The 26930-nt window shown below is 72.6% G+C and carries 24 protein-coding genes; 8 read left to right on the forward strand and 16 right to left on the reverse strand.

Annotated features, from left to right (window positions below; genetic code table 11):
* Positions 1–75 precede the first annotated feature (75 nt).
* Complete coding sequence (locus NV263_RS16290; protein WP_317630331.1) at positions 76–549, reverse strand: GNAT family N-acetyltransferase; 474 nt, start codon at positions 547–549, stop codon at positions 76–78.
* 106 nt (positions 550–655) lie between these two features.
* Between NV263_RS16290 and NV263_RS16295 the strand changes: the two genes are divergently transcribed.
* Positions 656–2143, forward strand: a complete 1488-nt coding sequence (locus tag NV263_RS16295) for an FAD-dependent monooxygenase (protein ID WP_263247150.1) — start codon at positions 656–658, stop codon at positions 2141–2143.
* A 21-nt stretch (positions 2144–2164) separates the two neighbouring features.
* Here NV263_RS16295 and NV263_RS16300 read toward each other — a convergent pair whose 3' ends face one another.
* The 5 genes from NV263_RS16300 to NV263_RS16320 all read right to left on the reverse strand — a co-directional run bounded on the left by NV263_RS16300 (position 2165) and on the right by NV263_RS16320 (position 7128).
* Positions 2165–2569 carry a VOC family protein gene (locus NV263_RS16300; protein WP_263247151.1) on the reverse strand — a complete coding sequence of 135 codons (405 nt, stop codon included), beginning with the start codon at positions 2567–2569 and terminating at the stop codon, positions 2165–2167.
* Positions 2570–2628: 59 nt separating this feature from the next.
* On the reverse strand, positions 2629–4074 hold the full coding sequence (locus tag NV263_RS16305; RefSeq protein ID WP_263247152.1) for a glutamate-cysteine ligase family protein: 1446 nt from the start codon (positions 4072–4074) through the stop codon (positions 2629–2631).
* 4 nt (positions 4075–4078) lie between these two features.
* Positions 4079–4948, reverse strand: a complete 870-nt coding sequence (locus tag NV263_RS16310) for a TylF/MycF family methyltransferase (protein ID WP_263247153.1) — start codon at positions 4946–4948, stop codon at positions 4079–4081.
* Positions 4949–5230: 282 nt separating this feature from the next.
* Complete coding sequence (locus NV263_RS16315) at positions 5231–6376, reverse strand: glycosyltransferase (protein ID WP_263247154.1); 1146 nt, start codon at positions 6374–6376, stop codon at positions 5231–5233.
* 98 nt (positions 6377–6474) lie between these two features.
* Positions 6475–7128: a phosphatase PAP2 family protein gene (locus tag NV263_RS16320; protein WP_263247155.1), complete on the reverse strand. Its 654-nt coding sequence runs from the start codon at positions 7126–7128 to the stop codon at positions 6475–6477.
* Positions 7129–7197: 69 nt separating this feature from the next.
* On the opposite strand from NV263_RS16320, the gene NV263_RS16325 reads away from it, so the two are divergent.
* From NV263_RS16325 to NV263_RS16335, 3 genes are all read left to right on the forward strand, one after another.
* Positions 7198–7749, forward strand: a complete 552-nt coding sequence (locus NV263_RS16325) for an AAA family ATPase (RefSeq protein ID WP_263247156.1) — start codon at positions 7198–7200, stop codon at positions 7747–7749.
* Between the two features lie 128 nt (positions 7750–7877).
* Entirely contained in the window at positions 7878–10961 is a 3084-nt protein-coding gene (locus NV263_RS16330) for a lantibiotic dehydratase (protein WP_263247157.1), read from the forward strand.
* Positions 10958–12220, forward strand: a complete 1263-nt coding sequence (locus NV263_RS16335; protein ID WP_263247158.1) for a lanthionine synthetase C family protein — start codon at positions 10958–10960, stop codon at positions 12218–12220. The genes NV263_RS16330 and NV263_RS16335 overlap by 4 nt, the downstream gene beginning before the upstream one ends.
* Here NV263_RS16335 and NV263_RS16340 read toward each other — a convergent pair.
* From NV263_RS16340 to NV263_RS16350, 3 genes are read right to left on the reverse strand one after another with little or no spacing between them, the layout of a single operon-like run.
* Entirely contained in the window at positions 12213–13079 is an 867-nt protein-coding gene (locus NV263_RS16340; RefSeq protein WP_263247159.1) for a sugar phosphate isomerase/epimerase family protein, read from the reverse strand. The genes NV263_RS16335 and NV263_RS16340 overlap by 8 nt on opposite strands.
* A gap of 16 nt (positions 13080–13095) precedes the next feature.
* The gene (locus NV263_RS16345; RefSeq protein ID WP_263247160.1) at positions 13096–14094 is read right to left on the reverse strand and encodes a sugar phosphate isomerase/epimerase family protein; all 999 of its coding nucleotides are present in this window, start codon (positions 14092–14094) and stop codon (positions 13096–13098) included.
* 17 nt (positions 14095–14111) lie between these two features.
* Positions 14112–15293, reverse strand: coding sequence for a Gfo/Idh/MocA family protein (locus NV263_RS16350; protein WP_263247161.1), 1182 nt, complete (start codon positions 15291–15293; stop codon positions 14112–14114).
* Positions 15294–15445: 152 nt separating this feature from the next.
* Here NV263_RS16350 and NV263_RS16355 point away from each other — a divergent pair, with 152 nt between their 5' ends.
* Positions 15446–16447, forward strand: coding sequence for a LacI family DNA-binding transcriptional regulator (locus NV263_RS16355; RefSeq protein ID WP_263247162.1), 1002 nt, complete (start codon positions 15446–15448; stop codon positions 16445–16447).
* 75 nt (positions 16448–16522) lie between these two features.
* Here the strand turns inward: NV263_RS16355 and folE2 are convergent, their stop codons facing one another.
* The 4 genes from folE2 to queC are packed head-to-tail and all read right to left on the reverse strand — an operon-like array spanning position 16523 to position 19063.
* Entirely contained in the window at positions 16523–17356 is an 834-nt protein-coding gene (gene folE2 / locus NV263_RS16360) for a GTP cyclohydrolase FolE2 (RefSeq protein ID WP_263247163.1), read from the reverse strand.
* The gene (queD, locus tag NV263_RS16365) at positions 17353–17715 is read right to left on the reverse strand and encodes a 6-carboxytetrahydropterin synthase QueD (RefSeq protein ID WP_263247164.1); all 363 of its coding nucleotides are present in this window, start codon (positions 17713–17715) and stop codon (positions 17353–17355) included. Before queD ends, folE2 begins: the two co-directional genes overlap by 4 nt.
* The gene (queE, locus tag NV263_RS16370) at positions 17715–18356 is read right to left on the reverse strand and encodes a 7-carboxy-7-deazaguanine synthase (RefSeq protein WP_263247165.1); all 642 of its coding nucleotides are present in this window, start codon (positions 18354–18356) and stop codon (positions 17715–17717) included. Before queE ends, queD begins: the two co-directional genes overlap by 1 nt.
* Positions 18353–19063, reverse strand: a complete 711-nt coding sequence (queC, locus tag NV263_RS16375; RefSeq protein WP_263247166.1) for a 7-cyano-7-deazaguanine synthase QueC — start codon at positions 19061–19063, stop codon at positions 18353–18355. The genes queE and queC overlap by 4 nt, the downstream gene beginning before the upstream one ends.
* A 247-nt stretch (positions 19064–19310) precedes the next feature.
* Here queC and NV263_RS16380 point away from each other — a divergent pair, with 247 nt between their 5' ends.
* On the forward strand, positions 19311–20537 hold the full coding sequence (locus NV263_RS16380) for a cytochrome P450 (protein ID WP_263247167.1): 1227 nt from the start codon (positions 19311–19313) through the stop codon (positions 20535–20537).
* A 51-nt stretch (positions 20538–20588) separates the two neighbouring features.
* Here the strand turns inward: NV263_RS16380 and NV263_RS16385 are convergent, their stop codons facing one another.
* From NV263_RS16385 to NV263_RS16395, 3 genes are all read right to left on the reverse strand, one after another.
* Entirely contained in the window at positions 20589–21629 is a 1041-nt protein-coding gene (locus tag NV263_RS16385; RefSeq protein ID WP_263247168.1) for a methyltransferase, read from the reverse strand.
* A 152-nt stretch (positions 21630–21781) separates the two neighbouring features.
* Positions 21782–23116, reverse strand: a complete 1335-nt coding sequence (gene dctA / locus NV263_RS16390) for a C4-dicarboxylate transporter DctA (RefSeq protein WP_263247169.1) — start codon at positions 23114–23116, stop codon at positions 21782–21784.
* Between the two features lie 18 nt (positions 23117–23134).
* Entirely contained in the window at positions 23135–24268 is a 1134-nt protein-coding gene (locus NV263_RS16395; RefSeq protein WP_263247170.1) for a PrpF domain-containing protein, read from the reverse strand.
* A 117-nt stretch (positions 24269–24385) separates the two neighbouring features.
* On the opposite strand from NV263_RS16395, the gene NV263_RS16400 reads away from it, so the two are divergent.
* Positions 24386–25306, forward strand: coding sequence for a LysR family transcriptional regulator (locus NV263_RS16400; RefSeq protein ID WP_263247171.1), 921 nt, complete (start codon positions 24386–24388; stop codon positions 25304–25306).
* 76 nt (positions 25307–25382) lie between these two features.
* Complete coding sequence (guaD, locus tag NV263_RS16405; protein WP_263247172.1) at positions 25383–26882, forward strand: guanine deaminase; 1500 nt, start codon at positions 25383–25385, stop codon at positions 26880–26882.
* Positions 26883–26930: the final 48 nt, after the last annotated feature.

Raw genomic sequence — 26930 nt, forward strand, 5'->3', positions numbered from 1 at the left:
CTTGTGGGGCCGCGCTAGGGCCGCACTAGGGCGCTTCCCGGTCGATCGAAAGCCGCTGCACCGCAACGGGTCCCGTCAGATCGGAGAGTGCCCGCGCAGGAGCTTGGTCATGAAGACGCTGTTGGGATCCGACCGGTAGTCGCCGAACGGTCCACAGCGGACGAACCCGAACCGCTCGTAGAGCTTCCTGGCCGGGCGGAAGAACTCCGCCGCGCCGGTCTCCAGGCTGAGCCGGGTGAGCCCGGCGGCGACGGCCTCGGTGATGATGCGCTCCAGCAGCAGGGACGCGATCCCGCTGCGCTTGCGCTGCGCAGCGGTGCGCATCGCCTTCACCTCGCCGTGCCGCCCGTCCAGCAGCCGCAGCGCGCCGCACCCGACCACGGCGGGGCCGTCGCGGACCGTCCACACGGTGATCCCCGGTTCGCGCAGTCCCGCCAGGTCGAGCGCGTGCTTGCTCCCGTCGGGCGTGACGGCCCGCATCTCCCGGACGTGCTCGTCGAGGAATTCGGCGACCTCCGGACCGGACAGGTCGTCCACCACGATCTCCACGCCACCGACCTCCCACCGACCGCGACCTCACGCTACCCGCGACCGATCGCCACCGGGTTTCGCGCGCGTAAACCCGCGACGGCCGCGCGCCTGCCAGGATGGTCGGATGGGAACGTGGGACGTCGTCGTGGTCGGTGCGGGCCCGGTCGGGTTGCTGCTGGGCGGTGATCTCGCCGCCGCGGGGGTGCGGGTGGCGGTGCTCGACAGGTCGGCCGAGCCCAGCCGCGAGCCGAAGGCCAACGCGGTCGTCGGCCAAGCGACCCGGCTCCTCCAGCCGCGGGGAGTGCTGGTCCGGCTGGGGCAGCCCGGGCCGCCGACCGCCGCTCGGGTGTTCCAGTTCGGCGGACTCCGCCTGGACCTGGCCGATCTCGCGGCCACCCCGTTGCACGGCGTGGCGGTCCCGCAGCAGGCGCTGGAGCGCGCGCTCGCCGAGCGCGCCGTCGAAGCCGGGGCGCGGGTGCGGCGCTCGGCGGAGGTCGTCGGAATCGACCAGGACGACCGCGGGGTGCGGCTGCGCGTGCGCGCGGAGTCCGCGGTGCGCGAGGTGACCGCCGCCTACGCCGCGGGGTGCGACGGCGGCGGCAGCACCGTGCGCCGGCTCGCCGGCATCGGCTTCCCCGGTGTCACCGACAGCACGGTCGTCTCCCGCTCGGCCGACGTCGTGGTGCCCGGCGGCGTGGTCAGTCCCGAGACGGCCCAGGCCGATCTGCCCGGCATCGGACGGATCGGGCTCTACGGATGGCACCGGACCGCGCGCGGCGCCTACGCCGCGCTCCCCCGCCCCACCGGATCTCTGCTGATCAGCGTCATGGAGTGGGACGAGTCCACTGCGGACACCGATCCCGACGGCGCGATGGAGCTCGACGAGTTCACCGCGGCCGTGCGCCGGGTGCTCGGCGCGGACCTCGTGGTCGAGGAACCCACCGGTCCGGGTCCGCACCAGCGCCGCCGCTGGCGCGGTCGCAACACCCGCATCGCGGACTCCTACCGGAACGGCCGGGTGTTCCTCGCCGGGGACGCCGCGCACGTGCACAACGCGATCGGCGCGCCCGGGCTCAACCTCGGCCTCCAGGACGCGGCGAACCTCGGCTGGCGGCTCGCGGCGGCGGTGGCCGGACGTCCCGGCGCACTCGCCGGGTACGACGGGGAACGCCGCATCGCGGCGCACCGGGTCGCCATGCACTCCCAGGCGCAGACCGCGCTGCTGGCGCCCGATGGCGGGATCACCGCACTGCGCGCCCTGCTGACCGAACTGCTGGAGGAACCCGCGGTCCGGGCCAGGCTGGCGACGATGCTGGAGGGCGCCGACGTCCGCTACCCCGCCCCGCCGGGCGCGCATCCGCTCGTGGGCCGGTTCGTGCCCGACGGCCTCGCCCGGTACCTGGACGCGACGAGCCCCGTGCTGTTCGACCTCGGCGCCGCGTCCACCGACGTCCCCGCGGGAATCCGCGTCATCTCCCCCGACGGCGCCACTCTCCCGGCCCGATCGTTGCTGGTCCGCCCGGACGGCTACGTCGCGTGGGCGTCCGATGAGGACGGTCCGGCGGCTGCCGCGGGGCTGCGGCAGGCGCTCGACGCGCTGTTCGGCGACTGAGGGCGGCGACGGAAAAGCGTCCTACGCCGGGAGGTTGAGCTGCCAGGACACCCCGAACCGGTCGTTGACCCAGCCGAACTTGGGGCTGAACCCGTAGGAACCCAACGGCATGAGTTCCTGCCCCTGCTCGGCCAGCTGCCGGTGCAGGCGGTCGATCTCGTCCTCGTCGGCGCAGTCGACGAACAGCGACATCGCCGGGGTGAAGCCGAATGCGTGGTTGACGTAGCTGTCGATGCACATGAAGCGCTGCCCGGCGAGCGCGAAGGTCGCGAGCCGCACGGTGCCCTCGGGCCCGTCCTCCCCGGGACCGTACCGGGAGATGTCGATGATCCCGGCATCGTCGAACAGCGACGTGTAGAACGTCATCGCCTCTTCGGCGTTGCCCTCGAACATGAGGAACGTCGTGATCTTCTGCGCTCGCGCCATGGGTGCTCCGCCTGGTCCGCTGGTGTGCCGATCGGCACGGTACCCCGTGGACCCCGGCGTCACCGGCCGGTCGGCCACCCCGTGTCGGACCGGCCGAAATCGTCGAGCAGCCGGGACACCCCTCCGGACCGGAAAGCCGCGATCATCCGGTCGGCGGGGGTCTCCCGCCGCGCCAGCCGGGCGAACAGCGGGTCCAGGAACGCCTCCTCCCCCGCACCGCGCCCGCGCAACCCGGCCCGGGCCAGTTCCAGCAGGTCCCCGGCGATGTCGAGCCACCGGGAGTCCCCGACCGCCAAGCCGTGCTCGCTGGCCTGCGTCCACAGGCCGCGCCACTGGTCCCACGACATGCTCTTCAACACGGCCTCGGCGTCGTCGAGCCGCTCCACCAGGCCCACCGTCAGCGCCGCACCGACGCCCTCCTCGCCCTGCGGTGCGACCCCGCTGCTGCGGTTCTCCACGTAGCAGTGCACCGCGTGCTCCTCGAAGTACTCGGCCATCCGCCGCCGGACGAGGGCGTCGCGGACCCCGTCGAGATCGGTGGCGTCGTCGAACCGGTAGTGCAGCTTGGCGGCGGGCCACCCGTACTGGTGGATGCGGTCCAGCATCGACCGGTCCGGTTCGACCCGCACGCGGGTGCCGTCGACCTGCCTGGCCGGGACCGGTCGCGGCGACAGCAGGAAGTCCCGGAACGACCGGTCCCCGAGCACTTCGAAACCCCGCGTCTTCAGGTCGGTGAGGAAGTACAGCCGGGAGTCCCAGAAGTGCTCGACGTAGGCGCCGATGTCCGGGTACGGCGCCGGCGGGATGCCGTTGGAGGTGTACCGCCCCTCCCGGTCCGGAACCCGTGCGCACCGCTCGTGCCATATCCAGTTGCGCATCTCCTTCCACGGCTGGACGCGCCCCCGGGCGACGGGAGAACTCGCGGTCAGGGCCGTGAACACGCCGGCGAAGCCGCTCAGCGCGTTGACGACCCGGGCTGCCTCGACGGGGCTGACGTCCACCGACGCCTGGTGCGAGGCGACCGGGACGAACCAGTGGTGGAAGTGCCACCGGCGGGGCAGCAGCAGGTACCAGTCCTTCTGCGTCTTGCGAGCCGGGTCGGACCACGTCCGGGGCTGGATCCCGGCGCACAGCAGCACGTACCCCATCTCGCCGAGGACCCGTCCCAGCCGCCGCAGCACGGCGTTCGCGTCCGACACCGCGGCACCGACCGTCTCCCGCGGCGCGAGCGACACCTCGACCGTGCAGACCCCGGTGTCGCTGTTGACGTGCTCCTCGAAGTCGCCGGCGTCCCGCCGCACGCCCGTGACGGCACCTGTGGCCACTTCCTCGACGACCGTCCACGTCGGATCGAGCGCGGCGAACCGGTGCCACAACCGCTGCGCGGCGGCGCGGTCCAGTCCCCGGGCGGTGGACCGTTGCACCACCGGGAATTCGAGTTCGAGACCGACCCGCCGCATCGTCGCCGACACCCGCGCCCCCTCGTCCGCGGCACCGCGCCGCACGTCGTCAGTCGACCTGCCGCTTGTCGATCGTCAGCGACTTGAGGTACTCGGGCGGCAGGTCCCGGCCCTTGACGAAGTAGCCCATGTGCGGCGCCGAGTCGCAGACGCCGAAACCGGCGCCGAACAGGATCGGCGGGAACTCCCCGAGCTCGTCGCGCCACACCGACTCCGACAGCAGCACCTGCAACGACTTCAGCAGCGCGACGTCGTGCGAGGCGTACACCCCGCCCGGTGCGATGCGCGGCCAGATCCGCGTCAGGCAGGTGCGGACGGCGCCGGGCGTGTCCACGTCGGTGAACGCCAGGGCGACGCGCTCCGGCAGTTCGGGCGCGTGCAGGGTGTCCTCGACGTAGCCGGGGACGAACTCGCAGACCGCGATCTCCCCGCGGGAGGCGATGTTGTCCCGGACGACCTCCAGCGAGGCGCGGTACTTGCCGCTGTGCCACGGTTCGAGCCATCCGACGTGGCGGCGCACGTGGAGGTCCTGCTCGTCGTGCTCGTCGACGACGTGCAACCCCTGGAAGCTGTCGAACACGGTGAGGCGCCTGCCCAGGGCCGCGGCGACGATCGACAACTTCGCCGAGGAGCCACCGGAGAAGCAACCGCACTCGACGACGTCACCGTCGGCGGTGGTGCTCATCAGCATCTCCGCCAGCAGCAGGCCGTCCGTCGGGGTGGTGGCCAGCGGGATGGACCGGTCGATCTCCTCGAACCTGCGGACCATCTCCCGCCGCTGCGCGCCGTCGATGACCGAATCGCTGCCGTTGGCGATGAACTTGCGCTTCAGTTCGTCGTAGGTGTCCTCGGTGGCGAGTGTCGGGCGCACGTCCTCGGCCTGGGACCGGCCGGGGGTGGACGACGACGCGTGCTTCATGCCTGGAGTACCTTTCTCACCTTCGGCGACAGCCGAACATCGACGTCAAGCGGGAGGACAACGGCAGCTCCGGCGTCCGGGACGCGCCTCCCACACATACCACGCGGCCAGACGCGCCGACCACGCGATTCACCCCACGAGGCGTAAAGATCGGAGTCCCGCCACGCACCGCCGCGAACGGCGCCGACATTTCCCCGTTCCGCACGACGCCACTACCCCGACCGCGCCACGGGATTTTCACGCCATCAGCGGTTGACCGTCCACGCCGTCACCGCATTCCGTCTACAGTGGACGATCATGTCGTCCGGGCGCGGTGCTGCGCCCCTTCCACGTCGTGCCGCCGCGGAACCGGTGTCGCCGCGCGGAGTCGAGCGTCATCGCCGCGTAGATCGCCGCCGTCACGGGCAGCAGGAACGCCGCCACGACCGGCTGTCCGTAATAGCGGAGCATCGGCGCGAACGTGCCCGCCATGGCGATCCACGCGACGGCCCCCGGCACGAGCACGGCGGGATCGGCGACCAGCACACCGGCGATCGTCGCCACCGGTGGCACCAGGAAGACCAGCCCGAGTCCCGCGATGGTTCCGACCAGCAGGAGCGGGGAGAACCGCAGCTGGATGTAGGCGGTGCGGGCGACCATCCGCCACAGGTCCGCGAGCCGCGGGTACTCCCGCACGCTGCGAACCCGTTCGGCCAGTCCGAGCCAGATCCGGCCGCCGGAGCCTTTCACCAGGCGCGCCAACGCGACGTCGTCGATCACGGCACCGCGCACCGCCGCCACTCCCCCGGCGCGCTCCAGCACCTCGCGACGCACCAGCACGCACCCGCCCGCGGCCGCGGCCGTGCGCGCGGTCGGCCGGTTGACGCGGCGGAACGGGTACAGCATCGCGAAGAAGTGGACGAACGCGGGCACGATCAGCCGCTCCCAACGCGTCTGCGCGCGCAGCAACGCCATCTGCGACACCAGGTCGCGCCCACCCGCGGCGGCCATGACGAGCGTGCGCAGCGAATCGGGCGGGTGCGCGATGTCGGCATCGGTGAACAGCAGGTAGTCCACCTCGCCTGCTTCGGCGACGCCGTGGGCGAGCGCCCAGAGCTTCCCGGTCCAGCCGTCGGGCGGGTGACCGGGCGTCGTCACGGTCAACGGGAGCCCGCCGCGCGCCCGCCCGGCCACCTCGCCGGTGCCGTCGGCGCTGTTGTCGTCCACCAGAACCACCCGCGCGGCTCCGGGATACCGCTGGGACAGCAGGGTCGGCAGCGTGGCGGGCAGCACCGCCGCCTCGTCGCGCGCGGGCACCACGACCGCGACCGACGGCCACCGCTGCGGCACCACCAGCCGCGGCAACCGCTGGTCGGTCCGCCAGAACCCACCGCGGCACAGGACCAGCCCCAGCCACACCACCAGTGCGGCCCACCCGAGCACCACCATCGCCACCTCCGGCTCACCGGAGGAGGAATTCTAGTCCGCCGACGGCGATTCCACCCCGGCGGACCACTGTGGACGATCAGGTTGCGTCCGATTTCGTCCTAAGTGGACGGACTCTTCCGGTCGAGGACGTCCAGGGCGCGGGCGGTGAGCAGGACGACCGCCGTCGCCACGCAGGCACCCGCCGCGACGTCGGTGGCGTAGTGGAAACCGAGGCGGACCAAGCCGAGTGCCATGCCGACCGCTCCGAGCGCCAGCGCGGCGATCAGCACCGCCGCCAGCGGGCCGACGCCCGGTCTGCTGCGGCGGGACATTAGCAGCGCCGCCACGAGCAGGGACACCACCGCGGTCGTGTGGCCGCTGGGCATGGCCCAGTGGCCGTTGATGGTGCGGCCGACGACCGGTTTCAGCAGTTCGGTCGTGGACACGGCCAGCGGCGTGCCGACCGCGGGCAGCAGCAGGGCGGTCCAACGGCGGTTGAGGTACCCGATGGACGCGACGATCGCGGTCTCGGCCAGCACCGGGCCGGTGCTCCCCAGCGACGCCAGCGCGTCCAGCGGCCGCAGGTCGCCGGGGAACCACTCCGCCAGCTGCGCCCCGACCAGCCCGTCGAACCACCCCGGCCGGGCCTGGCCGACGTGCGGCACGGCGAGGGCGACCACGAGCAGCGCGCAGCACACCACGATCCGCCCGGCATTGCGCCACCACCCGGCCGGGACCAGCGCGAACCGTTCCGGAGTTCTCGTCGACCGCACGCGGCCAGCATACGGACGAGACCCCGCCGCGCCGGTCAGCCGTTCACCGTGCCGTGCCACACTTCCACCGTGGACGCCCAGCCGACCGCATTCCCCTCCGCCGTGGTCATCACCGGCATCTCCGCGGCGGGCAAGTCCACCGTGGCCCAGCGCTTGGCGCGACGACTGCCGAGATCGGTGCACCTGCGCGGCGACGTGTTCCGCCGGATGGTCGTCAACGACCGCGCCGAGATGCGGCCCGATCAGCAGCAGGCCGCGCTGGAGCAGTTGCGGCTGCGGCACCGGCTGACCGCGCAGGCGCTGGACACCTACGTCGCCGCCGGATTCGCGGTGGTCGCCCAGGACGTGCTGCTGGGGCCGATGCTCGCGGAGATCGTCGACGACATCACCACCCGGCCGCTGGGGGTCGTCGTGCTGTGCCCGTCGGTGGAGTCGGTGAAGGCACGCGAGGCGGGCCGCGACAAGGTCGGCTACGCGGACTGGACGGTCGAGGAGCTGGACCGCGGGCTGCGGGAGCGGACACCGCGGCTCGGGCTGTGGCTGGACAACTCGGAGCAGACCGCGGACGAGACGGTGGACGAGATCCTGCGCCGGCTTCCCCGCGAGGGCCGGATCGGCTGAGCGCCCGCACCACCCGTTCGGGCAAGTCCGGCGAGGCGTTGCCCGCCCTCCGGCCGCCGCGGGCGCGACCATGTCGGGCGCGGGCCGACGCCCGGCAGACGCATCCGGCACTGTGCGAGGGACCTGGAGTGGACGAACCGAACCTGTTCCGCTGCGCGGACATCGTGATGCTGCGGGCCCCGGTGTTCCCGGTCGAGCGGGCCGCCGACACCGCCGCCGACATCCCGGACGGGCCCGGGGAACTGGCGGCGAGCACCCGCTACCTGGCGCGGCTGGCCGAGGACGCGCTGATGCGCGAGGCGGTGGCGGTGTCCAGCCCTGCGCTGGCCCGCCGGTGGGACGAGATCCTCGCCGGGCGGTGCACGCGCGCGGCCGACGTCCGGCGGGCGGTGCGCGCGCTGAGCGCGTACCGGGTGCGCATGGCCACCAGGTCGACGCCCTTCGGGCTCATGGCGGGCGTGGCCGTCGGCGAGTTCGCCGAACGCGACGCCGACGCCAAGGTGTCCTTCGGCGGCGACCACCGCCGCGTCGCGGGTGCGCAGCGGGACTGGGTGCTCGGCCTGGTCGACGAGTGGCAGCGGCGTCCCGACGTGCGCAGGCGGTTGCGGCTGGTGGTCAACGACCTGTGCTCGGTGCGCGGCGGCCGGGTCGTCCTGCCCCACGTGCCGGCGCGGTCCGGGGCGGATCCGGTGCGGGAAGTCAGCCTCCGCCGCACCGGGCCGGTGCGGCTCGTGCTGGAGGCCGCGCGCACCCCGATCCGCGGCGCGGACCTGGAGGCGCTGCTCGCCGAGCGGTTCCCGGACGCCGCCGCCGAGGCGATCGACCGGGTCCTCGACCAGCTGATCGGCGAGGACGTCCTGCTGACCGAGCTGCGTCCCCCGGACGACGCCGATCCCGCCGAGCACGTGCTCGGCGTCCTCGACGGGTTCGGCGACGTGCTGGTCGAGGAACGCGAGCAGCTGCGCGGGGTCGTCGCGGAACTCCGGCGGTACGAGGCCCGCCCGGGGCGCGCGGCGTGGGACGCGGTCACCGCTCGCGCGGCTGAGCTGCGCGCCGCCGAGCACCCGGCCCACGTGGACCTCGTGCTCGACGCGGACCTGCGGCTGCCGCCCGCCGTCCAGCGCGAGGCGGAGAAGGCCGCGGACCTGCTGTGGCACCTGTCCCCCGAACCTGCGAGCACCGAACTGGACCGCTACCACGCCGAGTTCGTCGAGCGCTACGGCGTCGGCCGGGCCGTTGCGGTGCTGGAGCTGCTGGATCCGGACGCCGGTCTGGGCGCACCCGCGGGGTACCGCCGACCGCCGAGCCACCGGCGCCCCGCGCGCGCCGACGCGACCGAGACCGACCGCGACCGGGTCCTGCTGCACCGGGCGCAGCAGGCGCTGCTCGACGGCGCCGAGGAGATCGTGCTCGACGACGACCCGCTGCTGTCCCGGCTGTGGAACGCCACGGGGACACCACCGGCCGCCACCGAACTGGTCGCCCAGCTCCTCGCCGACTCGCCGGAGGACCTGCGCGACGGCGAGTTCCGCCTGGTCGTCCACGGCGGGACGACCGGGCCGGCGGTGGCCTGCTTCGGGCGGTTCGCCCACCTCCTCGACGAGGGCACCCACCGGGCCCTGCGCGAGCTGGCGGCTAGGACCGCCCGGCACCCGACGCAGCGCCCGGATGCCGTGCCCGCCCAGATCACCTTCGCCGCCGGTCACGAGCGCGGCGGCAACGTCGCAATGTCTCCACAGTGGACAGAACACCGGGTCCCGCTCGGCGTCTTCCACGACGAGCCCGGGACGCTGCGGCTGGCCGAACTGGCCGTCTGCGCCGACGCGCACCGGCTGTTCGTGGTCGACACCGCGAGCGGGTGCGAGGTCGCGCCCGTGGTCATGCACAAGCTCGACCTCACCTCGCTGGCCCCGAACGCGGCCCGGCTGCTCGCCGACATCGCCGCGGCGGGAGTGCGGGGGCCGCGCGGCTTCGACTGGGGCCGGGCCGCTGCCCTGCCGTACACGCCGCGGGTGCGCCACGGGCGGTCCGTGCTCAGCACGGCGAGGTGGCGTCCGAGTCCGGAACTGCTCGACCAGTCGGCCGGTTTCGACGAGTGGCTCCGGCACCTGCGGCAGTGGCGTCGGCGCTGGCGCGTTCCCGACGAGGTCCGCGTGTCGTACGCGGACCAGGCCCTGGACCTCCGCCTGGACGAACCGGTGCACCAACGGCTGCTGCGCCACGAACTGGGACGGCGCGAGGGCGCCGTGCTCCACGAGGTCCCCGCCCCCGCGCGGTCGGGCTGGTTGACGGGTCCGGGCGGCGGGCACCGCAGCGAACTGGTCATCCCGCTGCTGAACCGGCGGCCGCACGACGAGGCCCGCACGCTGCCGCGCATCGCACCGCAGCGGCGCGGACACCCGGAGCACCTGCCCGGCGGCGAGTGGCTCTACGCCGTGCTGCCGTGCGACGCGCGGTGGCAGGACGAACTGCTGACCTCCGCGCTTCCGGCGCTGCTCGGCCGAATCGCGGTGGATCGCTGGTTCTTCCTGCGCTACGCCGAGCACGGCCGCCACCACGTGCGACTGCGGCTGCGCACCGAGGCGCTCGACGGCGTCCACCGGTGGCTGCGCGAACTGCGCGCGGACGGGGTGATCGGGCCGCCGGAACTGCGCACCTACGATCCCGAGATCGAGCGCTACGGCGGCCCGGAGGCCATCACCGCCGCCGAGGCGGCCTTCCACGCCGACAGCCGGGCGGTCGTCGAGACGCTGGCGCTGCGCCCGCGGCTCGACCTGGACCCGATCGTGCTCGCCGCGGCCGGATGCGCGGACCTGCTCCGCCGCTTCCACCAGGACCGACCACTGTGGACGGATCTGGTGCTGCGGGCCGTGCCCAAGGACGAGCACCACCGCGAGTTCCAGCGCCGCCGCCGGGAGGCCGTGGCGCTGATCGACCCGGTCGGCGAGTGGCAGGGCCTGTGCGCCCGCCCGGGCGGTGCGGCGCTGCTGGAGATCTGGCAGCGACGCGCGACGGCGATCGACGACTACGCCCGCTGCCTCCAGGACCTCGGCGCGCGGTCGTGGTCGGCTCCCGACGAGGTGGTCCTGTCGCTGCTGCACCTGCACCACAACCGGCTCGCCGGGGTGGACGAGACGTCCGAGCGGGCCGTGCTGGCGGTGGTGCGCGGCGTCGTGCAGGCGCACCGCGACCGGCAGCGGAGCACCGGATGACGCGGACGAGTCCCCCGACGCGGCAGGCCACCGAAATCACCGCCGAACTGGCCGCCCGACTCGCCGACCCCGAGCACGTCGCCCGCATCGCGACCACCGCGGACAACACCGACCACCTGCCGGGCATGCCGGAACCGGTGCCGCCGTGGGGGCCGATCGGGCTCGGCGAAGCCCACACCGGCGTCGCCGTGCTGTACGCCGAACTGGCCCACCACGACCCGGCGTTGCGGCGCGTCGCACACGCCCACCTGTCCCGGGCCGCGGCCGCGGCCGAGCAGTGCCCACCCGGGGGCCTGTTCGGCGGCCTGGCCTCGCTGGCCTACGCCGCCGCGCTGACCCGGCGGTCCGAACGCGACTACGCGACGCTGCTCGACCAGCTCGACGACCGGATCACAGGGCAGCTCCGGGACCTGCTCGCCGCCGAGTCCGCGCGGCTGGACGCGGGACGGCCCGGTGCCCGGATGGACCACTACGACACCGTCAACGGCGCCAGCGGGCTGGGCCGTTACCTGCTGCTGCGCGGCAACTCCGAGCTGCTACGCGAGGTGCTGCGCTACCTGGTCCGGCTGTCCCGGCCGCTCGACACCCCGGCCGGAGCCGTGCCCGGCTGGTGGATCCGCACGGACTCCGGGCGGGTCGATCTCGGGCTCTCGCACGGCATCTGCGGGCCGCTGGCGCTGCTGGCGCTGGCCTGGGAGGAGCGCTGCCGCGTGCCGGGCCAGCGGGACGCGATCGAGCTGATCGCCGAGCAACTGCTCGGTTGGCGCACCGAGCGGGGACTCTGGCCCACCACCGCCGAATCCCCGCCCGGAACCGAGATGACCGCCTGGTGCTACGGCACACCGGGCGTGGCCCGCGCGCTGTACCTGGCGGGACGCGCCCTGCGGCGGCAGGACTGGTGCGCCGCGGCGGTGACCGGCCTGGTGACCGCCCTGGACCTCCCTGAGCCGGGCATCACCGACTGCTCGCTGTGCCACGGCTGGTCGGGCGTGCTGCGGATCACCCAGCTGATGGCCGACGACAGCGGCGACTCCCGGCTCGCCGCGCACCTGCCGCGCCTGGCGACCGAGGTCGTCGCCGCCCACGACCCGGCGCACCCGTTCGGGTACGCCTACCGGCGGCGGTTCCCGGACCCCGCGCACCGCCCCGCCCCGCACCGCGCGGGATTCCTGGAAGGCGCGGCGGGAATCGCGCTCGCGCTGCACGGCTTCTCCGCCGGTGCCGCCTCCCGCTGGGACAGCGCCCTGCTCGTCAGCTGACCGCGGCCCAGTCCTTCGTGTACTCGGCGATCTTCTCCCGCATGTACCGGGAGGACTCGTGGGCGCGGTCCTCCCAGGCGAACACGCAGGCGGTCATGATCCCGTCGAACCCGTTGTCGCGCAGGCCCCCGAAGAACTCGTCCCAGTCCACCTCCCCCTGGCCGATGTCCAGGTGCTGGTGGATGCGGGCCGGGGACCCCGGCGGGTTGACGATGTAGCGCAGTCCCGACGACGCGGTGTGGTCGAAGGTGTCGGCCACGTGCACGTGGGTGAGCAGGTCCCCCGCGTGCCGCATGATCCCGGGTGCGTCGTTTCCCATGTGGAAGGTGTGCGGTGCGCAGTAGAGGAACTGCACGTTCGGCGAGTTGATGCCGCGGACCAGGTCGACGGCGGCGTGCCCGTCCTCGATGAAGTCGTCGGGGTGCGGTTCGAGCTTGAGCGTGATGCCCTCGCGTTCGAAGATCGGCAGCAGTTCCTCCATCGACTGCCAGAACCGGCCCTCGCTGCGGCCGGGGACCTCCGGACGGCCGTTGAACTCCGAGACCATCACGTCCACGCCCAGTTCGCAGGTGATCTCGATGGCGCGCTTCCAGTAGCGCACCGCGGCCTGCCGGTCGTCCTCGTCCGGACCCGACCAGCGGTACAGCGGCAGCACGGAGGCGATCCCGACACCCGCGGCGTCGAGTTCGGTGCGGAACCGGCGGATCGTGGCGTCGTCGATGCGCGGGTGGGTGAAGAACGGCAGCACGTCGTCGCGGGGCGACAGCTCGATCCATTCATAACCGAGTTCGGCGACCAGTCTCGGCAGTTCCAGCAGCGGGGTGAACCGGAACATGTGCGGGTCGAGCGCGATCTTCATCGTTGTTCCTCTCGTCTCACAGGTCAGCGGCGGCGGCGTGCAGGGTGGCGGCGGAGCGGGCGAGCCCGTCGACCCGCGAGTAGTCGGCGTCCTCGTGCTCGATGTTGACGGGCATGTCCGGGTCGACCTCGGCGAGCGCGGCCAGGAACCGCGTCCAGTAGGCGGTGTCGTGGCCGAGGCCGACCGCGACGAACTTCCAGGCGGGATCGGACGGCCAGGCGCCGCACCAGTACCCGATCCCGGTCGGCACCTTCTCCGGCGCGTCGGCAGGCACCCGCGCGAAGGAGCTGTCGAGCACCCCGCGCACGTCGACGCCGGGGCACAGCGCGGCGTCCTTGGCGGCGGCGTGGAACACCAGCGGGCCGAGGTGGCGGATGCAGGCGGGGACGTCCATGCCCTGCCACATCAGGTGCGAGGGGTCCATTTCCGCGCCGAGGTTCGCCGCCCCGGTCGCCTCCACCAGCCTGGTGAGGGTGACCGGGGAGAACACCAGGTTGTGCGGGTGCATCTCGATGGCGACCCGCACGTCGTGCGCGCGGGCCAGCGCGTCGATGTCCTTCCAGAACTCGACGGCCACGCCCCACTGGTAGTCCAGGACGTCCAGGTAGACGCCGTCCCAGGGGTTGACGACCCAGGACGGGTACTTCGCGTCGGGGTCCGAGCCGGGCGTGCCCGACATCGTCACCACGGTGCGCACCCCGAGCAGCCCGGCCAGTTCGATGCTGCGGCGCAGGTCGTGGGCGTGCTTGGGGCCGACCCCGGGCAGCGGGTTGAGCGGATTGCCGTTGCAGTTCAACCCGGTCAGTTCCATCCCGCGCTCCGCGAAGGTGGCGAGGTAGTCGTCGCGGGCGCGGGACGAGCTCAGCAGCAGGTCCACCGGGCAGTGCGGGGCGGGCAGGAACCCGCCGGTGTTGACCTCCACGGACCGCAAACCGTTGTCCCGCAGGACGTCGAGAGCGTCCACCAGCGGGCGGTCGTGCAGGCAGGCGGTGTAGGCACCGAGTTTGAGCGGCATGGCGACCTTTCCTCGGATCAGGCGACGTCGACGGGCGCGCCGCCGGCCTCGGCGGACCGCACGACGGCGCGGATGACGTGCATGGTGTGCAGGGCGTCGGCGAACGAGGCGCACGCGGGCAGCGGGTCGGTGGAGCCGGTGACCTGGTCGAGGAACGCGCGGCACTGGTAGACGAACATCTCGGCGTTGCCGCCGCCGTTGCCCGGCGCCTGCATCGGGTAGCCACCGGCGAAGTACGGCATCTGCGGACCGACGATGACCTGCCGCGGGCCCCGGGCACGTCCCCGCGGCTGCGCGTCGTCGAACAGGTACTCCGCGGGCCGGTGCCAGTCGAACGCCGCCCGGCCGCCCAGTCCGTGCACGTCGAACGCGAGTCCGTTGGGCAGGCCGAAAGCGGTGCGCGACACCGAGAACGACCCGGTGAGCCCGGAGCGGAACCGCGCGGTGAACACGGCCGTGTCCTCGTTGTCCACCTCGCCCGTCTCGTCCCCGACCGGGGCGGCGTCGTGCCCCACCACGGCGCCGGTCGGCACCGGCCGCTCGGTGATCTGGGTGGTCAGCGCCCCGCCGGACACCGAGTCGATCGGCCCGCACAGGTGCTCGGCCACGTCGATGACGTGCGCCCCGATGTCGCCGAGCGCACCGCTGCCCGGTCCGCCCTTGAACCGCCAGGACAGCGGACCGCGCGGGTCCGCGGCGTAGTCGCACCAGTAGCGGCCGTGGAACAGCGTCAGCGCGCCCAGTTCGCCACCGCGCACGTGGTCCCGGATCGCCGCGATGGCCGGTGACCGGCGCAGGGTGTAGCCCACCGCCGTCACCACCTCGGCGCCCCGCTCCGCGGCCACCATCGCCTCGGCGTCCTCGATCGAGCCGGCCAGCGGTTTCTCGCACAGCACGTGCTTGCCCGCCGCGATCAGCGCCTCCGCGATCGGGCGGTGCAGGGTGTTGCCGACGACGATGCTCACCGCGTCGATCGAGGGGTCCGCGGCGATCTCCTCCCAGCTGGAGACCGCCCGCTCGTAGCCGTAGCGGCGGGCGGCGTCCTCGGCGAGCTCGGTGTTGGCGTCGGCGATCGCCGCGAGCCGGATCGGAGGCAGGCCCGCGCCGAACACCGTGTTGACCTGCCGGTACCCGGCGGCGTGGCTGCGCCCGGCCATCCCGGCGCCGATCACCGCGACGGACAGCGGTTGTGGGGACATCGGTTGGAGCTCCTCCGCTCAGCGGCCCGCGGGAGCGCGGGCGAGCCGTGCACCGAAACGTTTCGGTTACCCTGTGACGGCAGACACTAGGCAGCATTAAGTACGTATGTCAATACATAGTCTGCCGAGGACGGCCGAACAGGAGGCGAGCAGTGACCAGCAGAGCCGGACGCACCACGATCGTCGACGTGGCCCGGGCCGCGGGCACCTCGGTGTCATCGGCCTCGGTCGCGTTGCGCGGCGAGCCGGGCGTCTCGGCGCAGACGCGGGAGCGCATCCTCGCCGCCGCGCGACGGCTCGGCTACCGCCCCGACCGGCAGGCCAGCCTGCTGCGCCGGCGGGAACCGCGAGTGCTGGGCGTGACCTTCTCCGTCGAGCAGACCTTCCACGGCGACCTGGTCGAGAACCTCTACCGCGCCGCCGACGCGTCCGGCTACGACCTGGTGCTCAGCGCCAAGACCGCCGGCCGGCCGGAGTCGCGGGCCGTCGACAACCTGCTGCGCGACCGCTGCGGACCGCTGATCCTCATCGCCCCCGAACTGCCCCGGGACGCGCTCGCCCAGCTGGCCGCCCGGACGCCGGTCGTGACCATCGGGTCCGACGCACCGGCCGAGGGCGTCGACTCGGTGCACTCCGACGACCGCCAGGGCGTCACCGACGCCGTCGCCCACCTCGTCGGCCTGGGCCACCGCCGCATCGCCTACGTCGACGGCGGCACCGCGGTCATGAGCGCCACCCGCAGCGACGCCTACGTGCGCACCATGCGCGAGCACGGCCTCGACGGGCACGTCCGGGTGATCAGCGGGGCACCCACCGAGGAATCGGGCATCGAGGTCGCCTCGGTCCTCCTCGACGGCGACGAGCCGCTGCCCACCGCGATCCTCGCGCACAACGACCTGATCGCGGTCGGCCTGCTGCTCACGCTGCGCTCCCGCGGGGTGCGCGTCCCCGCCGACGTCTCGGTCGTGGGCTACGACGACACCCGCACCGCGGCGCTGGCCGCGGTCCGCCTCACCTCCGTCAGCCAGGACGCCGCCGAGCTGGCCCGCCGGGCCGTGGAGCGGGCGACCACGCGCGGCGACGACCCGGCGCAGCAGATCGTCACGCCCGCCCGGCTGGTCGTCCGGGACACCACGGCGCCGCCCGGCCGCTGAACGCCGGAGCGGCCGGGCCGCTTCCCGCGACCCGGCCGCTGGCGCTCCTCCCCCTCCGACGCCGGAGAGCTCACCTCACCCGGACGCCCACCGGGTGTCGGCCAGCGACCCCGGGCACGGCCACTCGATGCCGGCGAACGCGGCGTGGTCGTGGATGCTCTCGTCGTTGGCGACGTGCACCCCGAACGCCTCCAGCGCGGCGTCCTCGCGCAGCTGCTGCGCCACGTTGCGGGCCATGTCCTCCACGAAGACCGGGTTGTCGTAGGCCAGCATCGTGACGTGGCGTTCGTCGGACCGCTTCAGCAACGGGAAAACGGGCGCGGAGGCGGACCGCTCGGCCAGGTCGATCAGGTCCTCGATCCACGGCATCCCACCACTGTGGACAGTTCGTTCGTGCGGCCGGATCCGGACGGTGATGTGACCGCGCTGGTTGTGCGCGCCGTAGTCGCTGATCGCCTTGCTGCACGGGCACACGCTCGTGACCGGCACCCGCGCGCCGAACTCCACGCGCGCCGTCGCGGAGTCCGCGGTGGCGAACCAGTCGACCTCGTAGCCCATCAGCGCGTGGGCACCGCTGACCGGTGCCCGCCGTTCGCGGAAGTACGTGGCGCGCACCCGCAGCTGCGCCCGGGGAGCCGCCAACCGCACGCGCAGCGCGTCGGCGATGACCGGCGCGGTCGTCACGCTGATCTCGGCGGCGTGCTCGTGCAGGACCTCCACGAAGCGGCTCAGGTGGGTGCCCTTCACCTCGGCGCCGAGCGCGACGGCCATGGAAACCTCGCCCACCGTCTCCTGTTTCACGCCGTCCCGGTCGCAGGCGACGATCGGGTAGCGCAGCCCGGACACCCCGACTTCGTCGAGCGCGACGCCGCGCACGTCGGGCCGTCCCTGTACGTCCTCCAGGATCACGCCGTTCCCCCTCGGTAGATGCAGCCCGATGTGCAGGTTTCCCGCACCTGGACCGCGGACAGCCGCGGCAGCGAGTCGGCCAGCCGCTCCCAGATCCACCGGGCGAGGTTCTCGCTGGTCGGGTTCTTCAACCCGTCGATCTCGTTGAGGTAGTGGTGGTCGAGCTGGTCGTGCAGCGGCCGGAACGCGGCTTTGAGGTCGCCGAAGTCCATCAGCCAGCCGTCGTCCGGGTCCACGTCCCCGGCCACGTGCACCCGGATGCGGTAGGAATGCCCGTGCAGCCGCGAGCACTTGTGCCCTTCCGGGACGTTGGGCAGGTGGTGGGCGGCTTCGAAGGTGAATTCGCGGAAGATCTCCATCAGCGTATCCCGATGTACTTGTGGGTCTGCATGCTCAGACGCCACTGGGGGTTTTCCAGGCAGTACTCGATCGTCCGGCGCGTGTTGGCGGCGATGTCGGGCCCGTCCATCGGCTGCAGCAGCAGCCGCGGGAAGTCCAGGCCCTCGAACCGCGCCGGTTCCACGCCCTCCTGCGGGAAGACGAGCTTGAGCTCGTCGCCCGCGGTGAGCACGAGTTCGGCGTCGGCCTTGGGGCTCACGCAGATCCAGTCGATCCCGGCGGGGGCGGGCTGGGTCCCGTTGGTCTCGACGGCGATTTCGAAACCCGCCTCGTGCAATTCGTCCACCAGCGGGGAATCCAGTTGCAGCAGCGGTTCCCCGCCGGTGCAGACCACGAAGCGTGTCGCGCGGGGATGCGCGTTGCCCCGCCACGTCGCGGAAATCGCGGCCACCAGGTCCGCCGCCGTGGCGAATTTGCCGCCGCCCGGTCCGTCCGTGCCCACGAAGTCGGTGTCGCAGAACGTGCACACCGCGGTGGCCCGCCCGGACTCCCGGCCGTTCCACAGGTTGCACGCGGCGAACCGGCAGAACACCGCTGGGCGTCCCGCGTTCGCCCCTTCGCCCTGGAGCGTGTAGAAGATCTCCTTGACCTGGTAGGTCATCGCGCCACCCCGGCGGGTTCGTCGAAGGCCGGGTCGGTCATGCCGATCGCGGCGAATCCCCGGGCGCGCAGCAGGCACGAGTCGCAGCTCCCGCACGCCCGGCCGTCGGCTGCGGGGTCGTAGCAGCTGTGCGTCAGGGAGTAGTCCACGCCGAGTTCCAGGCCGCGCTGGATGATCTGCGTCTTGGACAGGTCGATCAGCGGCGTGTGGATCCGCAGCCGCTGCCGCCCCTCGACGCCGGCCTTGGTGGCGAGGTTGGCCATCCGCTCGAACGCGGCGACGTACTCGGGCCGGCAGTCGGGATAACCGCTGTAGTCCAGCGCGTTGACACCGATGAACACGTCACCGGCCTCCAGCGTTTCCGCCCAGGCCAGCGCGAAGGACAGGAAGATCGTGTTGCGCGCCGGCACGTAGGTGATCGGGATGGCTGCGGCGTCGACGTCCTCGGCGCGGTCGTGGTGCGGCACGGCGAGGTCCGCGGTCAGCGCCGAACCGCCGAACACCCGCAGGTCGATGTCGGCGACCACGTGGGCGGCCACGCCCAGCGCCGCGGCCACCCGGCGGGCGGCGTCGAGCTCGACCTCGTGGCGCTGGCCGTACCGGAAGCTCAACGCGTGCGGTTCGTACCCCTCGGCGCGGGCGATCGCCAACGCCGTCGCCGAGTCGAGGCCGCCGCTGAGCAGGACGACCGCCTTGCTGCGCTCCATCAACACCTCCTGGGAGAACCCCCGGGAATCCGGGAACTGAACCGATCTTGTACCGCCCGCCCCGGCGGCCTACAACCGCGACGTGCCAGGTGTTCCACCATCGTGTCTGCGATTGCGTTGCCACCGGCGGAAAATCGGCGACCGGACTGATGCGCTCTTTCGGGGCCTTTTCCCGGACTCGGTTTGCCCGGTGGGTACGACGCGCGAACGCTGCCACTGGTGCACTGCGCGGACGGGGAGAAAACACATGACCGCTCAGGAAATTCCCGAGTACGCCTTCGCGAATCCCCGCGGGGACTTGCTGTCACCCGCCTACCACTCGCTGCGTCGGCGGAGCCCGGTGGCGCGCGTCGTCACCGCCACCGGAGAACCCGCCTGGTACGTGACGAGCTACCAGCACTGCCTGGCGGTGCTCCGGGATCCGCGCTTCAGCCTCAGCCAGACCCACGCGGCCGAGGGGGTCCCGCAACGCGACGAGATCCGCTTCCCGCCGATCGGCGCCAACACCATGAACCGGCTGTCCGAGGCGGGGCTGCGCGACGAGTTCATGCGGCACGTCGGTCCCGGGCAGACCGCGGTGCCGATGGACTGGGTGCGCTCGACCGCGCGGGAGCAGCTGGACCGGATGCGGATGTCGGGCCAGCCCGCGGATCTGCTGTCGGAGTGGGCGAATCCGGTGATCTTCGCGGTGGCCCGCCGCCTGCTCGGGCTGCCCGAGGCCGACGACGAGGTGTTCGTCGAGATGGTGGAGAAGGACCTCTGCATGGGCGATTACTCCACTGCGGACAGGCTCGCCAACCTGGAGCACCTGCAGCGGTACATGCGCCGCTACCTCGACCGGCCGCGGGAGGAGCCCGCGGGCATGCTCGACGACCTCGTCGACGCGCAACGACGCGTCCTGGACTCCCGTGGTGGAGCCGACGGCCTGGTCCCGCTCACCGACGACGAGTTCATGGACCTCGCCGGGTTCCTGCTGATCTCGGCGGTCGCGAACCCGGCCGGGCTGCTGACCGTCGGCGCGCTCGTGCTGCTGGAGCACCCGGAGGTGGCGCGACGCCTGTCCGAGCACCCCGAGGAGGTGCCGCACGCGGTCGAGGAACTGCTGCGCAGCACGGTCACCATGGGCGGCGGGTTGGGCCGCATCGCCACCGAGGACGTCGAGCTGGGCGGCGTGACGGTGCGGCGGGGCGAGTTGGTGCTGGTCGTGACCGACGCTGCCAACCACGATCCGGACGTCTTCGCCGAACCTGACCGCTTCGACATCGACCGCGAACGCGCGTCGACCCATCTGAAGTTCGGCGGTGGGCGGCACTACTGCCCCGCCTCGCACCTGAGCCGCGCGGTGGCCGCCGCGGCGTTCGAGGTGCTGCTCGCGGAGATGCCCGCCCTGCGCCTGGCGGTGCCACCCACCGACCTCGAATGGGTGCCGGACCGGTACGTGCAGCTGCCGCGGCAGCTTCCCGTCATCTGGTGACTCCGGACCACAGTGGACGGACGAACTTCCGTCCACTGTGGTCTTAAACGCTCAGGACGGGATGCGGCACTCCATGAGGTGGGTCAGGCCGGAGGCGGGGCGGGAACCGGCGTAGTCGAGCCCGGCGCGCCGGAACAGCTCGACGAACTCGGACTCGGTCCGCTCACCGGAGCCGAACAGCACGAACATGTCCAGGTCCGACACGGCCGCCATCGGCGACGGCGTCGCCTCCTCGGGCAGCACCATCTCGATGACCGCCACGCGCGCCCCGGGACGGCCCGCGCGGGCGCAGTTGGTCAGGATGCGGACGGCCGTCTCGTCGTCCCAGTTGTGCAGCACCGCCCGCAGGACGTACAGATCCGCACCCGCCGGGGCGGATTCGCGGGCATCACCGGCGACCAGCTCGCACCGGTCGGCGAGCGCACCGGAACGCAGTTCCGGATCCGGGTCGTCGACCACCGAGGCGAGGTCGAACAGGATTCCACGGGCACGCGGTGCGCACATCAGCAGTTCCCGCAGCAGTGCTCCCCGGTTGCCGCCGACGTCGACGACGGTTCCGGACGCGTACTGGGCCAGTGCCTCGATTTCCGAGCTCGCGATCCACTCCTCACCAGCGCGCATCGCTGTGCGGAACGCGGTCGAGAGGCCGTCGTCGCCGGACAGGTAGGTGTAGAAGTCGGTGCCGTGGTGGGCGGCGAACGGTCCCCGGCCGGTGCGCACCGACTCGGCCAGCCCGTGCCACGCCTGTTCGACAGCCGGGTTGGTGGCGAACGCGGCCAGCGAACGCCCGAATTCGTCGTCCGCGCGCACCAGCTGCGAACGCGGTGTGTGCGCGTAGCGGCCGTCAGCGGTCCGGTCGAGGAAGCCGAGGGCCACGAGCGCGCGCAGCAGGCGGCGCAGTGCTCGGGGGTCGAGTCCCATCCGGTCGGCGAGCTCGGCGGCCGACGCCGGTTCGTCGCCGAGGGCGTCCGGCAGCCCGAGGCGCAAGCCCGCGCGGAGGACGTGCCCGGTGTAGAGCGCGACGAAGACGGCGGCGTCGGGCGCTGCCTGCTCAGCCGGGGCGTCGTGGCCGAGGACGGCGCTGTCTGGCATGGTCGTTCTCCCATCTCGCGGGATCGGCTCGGAACAGTTCGTCCATTGTGGATCCCCGATCCGGGCGCCGGGCACGACACGCCTGCCACTCGCGCGGCCGAACCCGCCCGTGCGACGTCGCGCGGGCGGGTTCGGCCGTCCGGTCTGCTCGGTCAACCGGCCGCGGTGGGCTCCTCCACCCGGTCGCGGACGGGGGCCGGCGCGGGCGGGGTCCTGCCGTCCAGCACGGCGCGGGCGCGGTCGCGGTCGAGCGCACCTTCCCAGCGGGCGATCGCGAGGGTCGCGACGGCGTTGCCGACGAGGCTGGTCAGTGCGCGCGCCTCGGACATGAAGCGGTCGACGCCGACGATGAGCGCGAGCGCGGCGACCGGCACGTGCGGCACGGCCGAGAGGGTGGCGGCCAGCGCGACGAAGCCCGAGCCGGTCACACCCGCCGCGCCCTTGGACGTGAGCAGCATGATCGCCAGCATGCCGAGCTGGTCCCACAGGGACAGGTCGACGTCGAGGGCCTGGGTGAGGAAGACCGCGCCCATGGTCAGGTAGATCGCGGTGCCGTCGAGGTTGAACGAGTAGCCGGACGGGATCGTCAGGCCCACCACCTTCTTGGCCGCGCCCAGGTCCTCCAGCTTCGTCATCATCCGGGGCAGCACGGGCTCGGTCGACGAGGTGCCCAGCACGATGAGCAGTTCCTCCCGCAGGTAGCGCAGGAGCTTGAACAGCCCGAGCCCGTGCAGCCGCAGCACCAGCCCGAGCACCACCACGACGAACAGCAGGCTGGTCAGCCAGAACGTGCCGACGAGCGCGGCCAGCTGTTGCAACGTCCGCACGCCGTACTTGCCCGTGGTGGCCGCGATCGCGCCGAACGCGCCGACCGGGGCGGCCCGCATGACCCAGCGGATCACGGTGAACAGCACCTTCGAGATGGACTCGACACCGCGCACGATCGACGCGCCCGCCTCGCCCGCGGCCTGGAGCGCGAAACCGAACACGATCGCCACGAACAGCACCGGCAGGATCTCGCCCTCGGTGAACGCGCCGACCACCGTGTTCGGGATGATGTGCAGCAGGAAGTCCGCGAAACCGTCGTGCTGGGCGGTGGCGGACGCGGGCAGCCCGTTCTCGCTCAGCGTGGCCGGATCGGCGTGGATGCCGTCGCCAGGGCGCACCAGGTTCACCACGACCAGGCCGAGCGCGAGCGCCACGGTGGTGAGCACCTCGAAGTACACCAGCGCCTTGAGCCCGATGCGGCCGACGCTGCGCGCGCTGTCGGTCGAGGCGATGCCGACCACGACCGTGCAGAAGATGATCGGTCCGACGACCATCTTGATCAGCTTGACGAAGCCGTCGCCGAGCGGGCCGAGCGCGGTGCCGACGTCCGGCCAGCACAGGCCGACGACCGCACCGAGCAGCACTCCGATGAGGACCTGGACGTAGAGGTGGGACAGGACGCGGCGGACGCGGCTGGGCGTCTGAGCTCCGTTGGTCATGACTGGCGCCTCCGCTTCTCAGGCCGACACCGGTGGTGCGACCGGTTCGGCGGGGACGAGGGTGGGTTCGGGCACGTTCAGCTCGGCGTCGGCGATCCACCGCGCGGCGCGCCGGAGGGTGGCCGCCCGCACCGCGCCGGTCGCGTCGCGTTCGAGCCGCACCTCGACCACGCCGGCGGGCGTGCCCAGCCGCACCCGTCCGGGGTCGACGTGGTGCCGCGGGCACGCCGCGGGCACCGAACCGGGGGTGGTCGCGGCCACCGCCACCGCCACGGCGGCGGTGAGGCCGATGGCGGGGTGCACCGAGTGCATCGACAGCATCCGCACGGACAGGTCGTGGTCGGCGGCGCGGACGGTGCGGCCGTCGGTGGCCTGGTAGTCGGCGGGCGGTCCGACGACGCCGATCTTCGGGATCGCGTGGCTGACCGGGTCGTCCTCGCGCACCAGTCCCATCGCCAGCGCCGCCTGGCGGCGCAGCAGGGTCAGCGGCGGGATGGCGTCCGCCAGCGCGTCGGCCGGTTCGGCGCCGGTCAGGCCGAGTGCGGCGGCGTCGACGAGGGCCGCCGGGGTACCGGCGTCGACCAATGTGGCCGGTGCGGTCCCGTGCCGCAGCGCCGTCGTGGGTTCGCCCGCGGGCAGCAGGGTTCCGGTGGTGGTGCCGATCGGATCCACGAAGGACAGCGTGACGGGGACCCCGGTTCCGGTCACGCCCGGGACCATCCCGTCGCCGCCGTCCGGCGCCGCGCCACCCGGTGTCGGCACCACGACCGTGAGCAACGCGCCGGTGTTGCGGTTGCGGATGCGCACCGCAGTGGCGTCGTCACGGGCGGCGACGAGTCCGGACTGGACGGCGTGCAGACCGACGGCCGTGGCGCAGTTCCCGCAGTTGCTGCCCCATTCCACGACTTCGCGGCCGATGCCGACCTGGGCGAAGGTGTAGTCGACGTCGACGCCGGGTTCGGCGCTGGGCCCCACCAGGGCGGCCTTCGACGTCGTCGGGGTGGCGCCGCCGACGCCGTCGATCTGGCGCGGGTCGGCGGACCCGAACGCGCGGACCAGCACCCCTTCCCAGTCGTCGCGCCGGGGATCGGGCGCGTGGAAGATCCAGCACTTGCTCGTGCCGCCGCGCACCAGCGCCGCACTCAGTCGCACGGGAGGTCCTCTCTGCACTCGGGGTTCCGACGGATGTCGAGACTGGTGCAGCACAGCCTTCAGTACAATCGCGAAAAATTGGAGAGGCGTTAAGTTGAACTGAAAGGAGGTGCGGCGGTGGAACCGGACGTGCGGCGCATGTTCCTGCTCGCGGACGTCGCCGCGCACGGGTCGATCACCGCGACGGCCCGGGCGCTGAACTACACCCCGTCGGCGGTGTCCCAGCAGTTGGCCAAACTGGAGGACGAGGCTGGCCAACCGCTCCTGGAACGCCAGAGCCGCGGCATCTCGCTGACGATCGCGGGCGAGGCCGTGGTCCGCCACGCCACCCGCATCCGGCAGCAGATCCGCGCCACGCGGGCCGAACTCGACGAGATCGCCGGGCTGCGCGCGGGCCGGCTGTTCCTCGGCACGTTCCCCACCGCCGGTTCCTCGCTGCTGCCGCCCGCGGTGACGCGGTTCCGCGAGCTGCACCCGGAGGTCCGGCTGACCGTGCGCAGCGGACTGCTGGCCGGTCTGCGGCACATGCTGGAGAACCGCACCATCGAACTCGCGCTGCTGTGGGACTACGAGTGGAACCGGCTCGACGACGACGGGTTGCAGGTGCGGCACCTGCTCGACGACCAGGCCGCACTGGTCGTCGGCAGGCACCACTGGGCGGCGCGGCGCACCTCGATCGACCTGTCCGCGCTGGCCGGCGAACCGTGGATCACCCGCGCGGAGAACAACCCGGTGGCCGAGGTGCTGGCCCGCAGCTGCCGGGCGGCCGGTTTCGAACCGCAGATCGTCTACGAGGCCCACGACTACCAGGAGGCCCAGGCCATGGTCGGTGTCGGACTCGGCGTCGCGGTCGCACCCCGCCTGGCGCTGACCAACCCGCGCGACGACGTCGCCATCGTCCCGATCCGCGGGTACGCACCGATCCGGCGGATCCTGCTGGCACGCCTCGCCGAACGCAGACCCACTCCCGCCGAGAACGCCATCACCGCCGTCTTCGAGGAGGTGGCGACGACGTTCGCCCGGCCGACGCACGGGTAGTCCGCTCTCACTCGTTGGGCTGGTCACCGTCGCGATCGCGCTCAAGATCGTTCGGCGCGCGGTCGACGCTATGGCCGTGACGGGACACGAATTCGACAGGCGGAGCTTCCTCGCCGGGGTGGGCGCGGTCACCGCCGCAGGAATGGCCACAGTGGACGACTCAGCCGAGGCGGAATCGGAGCGGGCGAAGGATCTGACGGTTTTCCTCGGAACCGTGCTGCACTTCACCGACGATCCGTGGGTGCCCGGCGCGGAAGGCGAAGACGACCCGGACTCCTACGAGGTGTTCGAGCCAGGGGCGCTGGTGGTGAGCCGCGGCCGCGTGCTGTGGGCGGGACGACGCGAGCAGCTGCCGCGGTTCGCCCGCCGCGCGCAGGTGGTCGACCACGGCAACCGGCTGATCGTGCCGGGCTTCGTCGACACCCACATCCACTCCGCCCAGGTCGACGCCATCGCCAGTCCCGGCGGCCAACTGCTGCCGTGGCTGCGGGACTACATGTACCCCGCCGAGATGCGCTTCCGCGACCCGCGGTACGCGCGCCAGACCTCGTCGTTCTTCCTGGACGCGCTGTTGGCGGCCGGGACGACGACGGCCAGCGTCTACACCACCACGTACAAGCACTCGACCGACGCACTGTTCGCCGAGGCGCGCCGCCGGAACCTCCGCATGGTCGCGGGCAAGCTCCTGATGGACGATGGTGGCCGGTCCCAGGGCGGGCCGGTCCCGGACGAGTACCTCGACCGCAGCCTGGCACAGGCCGAGGCCGACACCCGTGAGCTGATCCGGCGGTGGCACCACAACGGCCGGTTGCGCTACAGCGTCTCGCCCCGGTTCGCGCTGACCTCCACCGTGGCGGCGCTGAAGATGGCCGGCCGGCTGTACCAGGACTCCCTCCGGACTGACCGTCCACTGTGGTCGCAGAGTCACCTGGCGGAGAACCGCGACGAGGTCGACGCCGTAATGCGGAAGTTCAAGGGTGCACTGCACCCGAGGTCCTATTTGGACGTCTACGACAAGTGCGACCTGGTCGGCCCGCGCAGCGTCTGGGGCCACTCGGTCTGGCTCGACGACGTCGACCGCGCACGCCTCGCCGAGACCGACGCGGCGGTGGCGTTCTGCCCGACCTCCAACCTGTTCCTCGGCAGCGGCCTGTTCCCGCTCAACCGCTTCGGTCACGCGGGCGTGCGCGTCGGAATGGGCACCGACGTCGGTGGCGGCACCAGTTACTCGATGCTGGCCACCATGAACGAGGCGTACAAGGTCGTGGCGCTGGGCAACACCTATCCGGACCGCATCCCGGAGGACTCCCGCGCGACGCTGACCGCCCTGCGCTCCTTCTACCTGGCCACCCTCGGCGGCGCTCGGGCCCTGCACATGGAGGAGGACATCGGCAGCTTCCGCCCCGGCCGGGAGGCCGACTTCGTCGTGCTGGACTGGGCGGCGACCCCGGTCCTCAAACGCCGCACCGAGGCGGCCTCGACGTTCCGCGAACGCCTCTTCGTGCTCGCCACCCTCGGCGACGAACGAGCCGTGGCCCGCACCTACATCCTCGGCCGACCGGCCCGACGCGCGTAACGCGTTTTCCGAAGAATTAATCTGTTCCGACTCACCCACTCCCCTGCG

Origin of the sequence: Saccharopolyspora rosea, assembly GCF_025643595.1 — a bacterium.
Lineage (GTDB): Bacteria > Actinomycetota > Actinomycetes > Mycobacteriales > Pseudonocardiaceae > Saccharopolyspora > Saccharopolyspora rosea.

What these genes read in the sequence shown, in the direction of transcription:
- NV263_RS16345 (WP_263247160.1), bottom strand. Translation starts at nt 14,094, where the DNA reads ATGCCGCTCAAACTCGGTGCCTACACCGCCTGCCTGCACGACCGCCCG.
- NV263_RS16335 (WP_263247158.1), top strand. Translation starts at nt 10,958, where the DNA reads ATGACGCGGACGAGTCCCCCGACGCGGCAGGCCACCGAAATCACCGCC.
- NV263_RS16310 (WP_263247153.1), bottom strand. Translation starts at nt 4,948, where the DNA reads ATGAAGCACGCGTCGTCGTCCACCCCCGGCCGGTCCCAGGCCGAGGAC.
- queE (WP_263247165.1), bottom strand. Translation starts at nt 18,356, where the DNA reads ATGACCTACCAGGTCAAGGAGATCTTCTACACGCTCCAGGGCGAAGGG.
- NV263_RS16340 (WP_263247159.1), bottom strand. Translation starts at nt 13,079, where the DNA reads ATGAAGATCGCGCTCGACCCGCACATGTTCCGGTTCACCCCGCTGCTG.
- NV263_RS16385 (WP_263247168.1), bottom strand. Translation starts at nt 21,629, where the DNA reads ATGCCAGACAGCGCCGTCCTCGGCCACGACGCCCCGGCTGAGCAGGCA.
- NV263_RS16380 (WP_263247167.1), top strand. Translation starts at nt 19,311, where the DNA reads ATGACCGCTCAGGAAATTCCCGAGTACGCCTTCGCGAATCCCCGCGGG.
- NV263_RS16350 (WP_263247161.1), bottom strand. Translation starts at nt 15,293, where the DNA reads ATGTCCCCACAACCGCTGTCCGTCGCGGTGATCGGCGCCGGGATGGCC.
- queD (WP_263247164.1), bottom strand. Translation starts at nt 17,715, where the DNA reads ATGGAGATCTTCCGCGAATTCACCTTCGAAGCCGCCCACCACCTGCCC.
- queC (WP_263247166.1), bottom strand. Translation starts at nt 19,063, where the DNA reads ATGGAGCGCAGCAAGGCGGTCGTCCTGCTCAGCGGCGGCCTCGACTCG.
- dctA (WP_263247169.1), bottom strand. Translation starts at nt 23,116, where the DNA reads ATGACCAACGGAGCTCAGACGCCCAGCCGCGTCCGCCGCGTCCTGTCC.
- NV263_RS16295 (WP_263247150.1), top strand. Translation starts at nt 656, where the DNA reads ATGGGAACGTGGGACGTCGTCGTGGTCGGTGCGGGCCCGGTCGGGTTG.
- NV263_RS16300 (WP_263247151.1), bottom strand. Translation starts at nt 2,569, where the DNA reads ATGGCGCGAGCGCAGAAGATCACGACGTTCCTCATGTTCGAGGGCAAC.
- NV263_RS16315 (WP_263247154.1), bottom strand. Translation starts at nt 6,376, where the DNA reads ATGGTGGTGCTCGGGTGGGCCGCACTGGTGGTGTGGCTGGGGCTGGTC.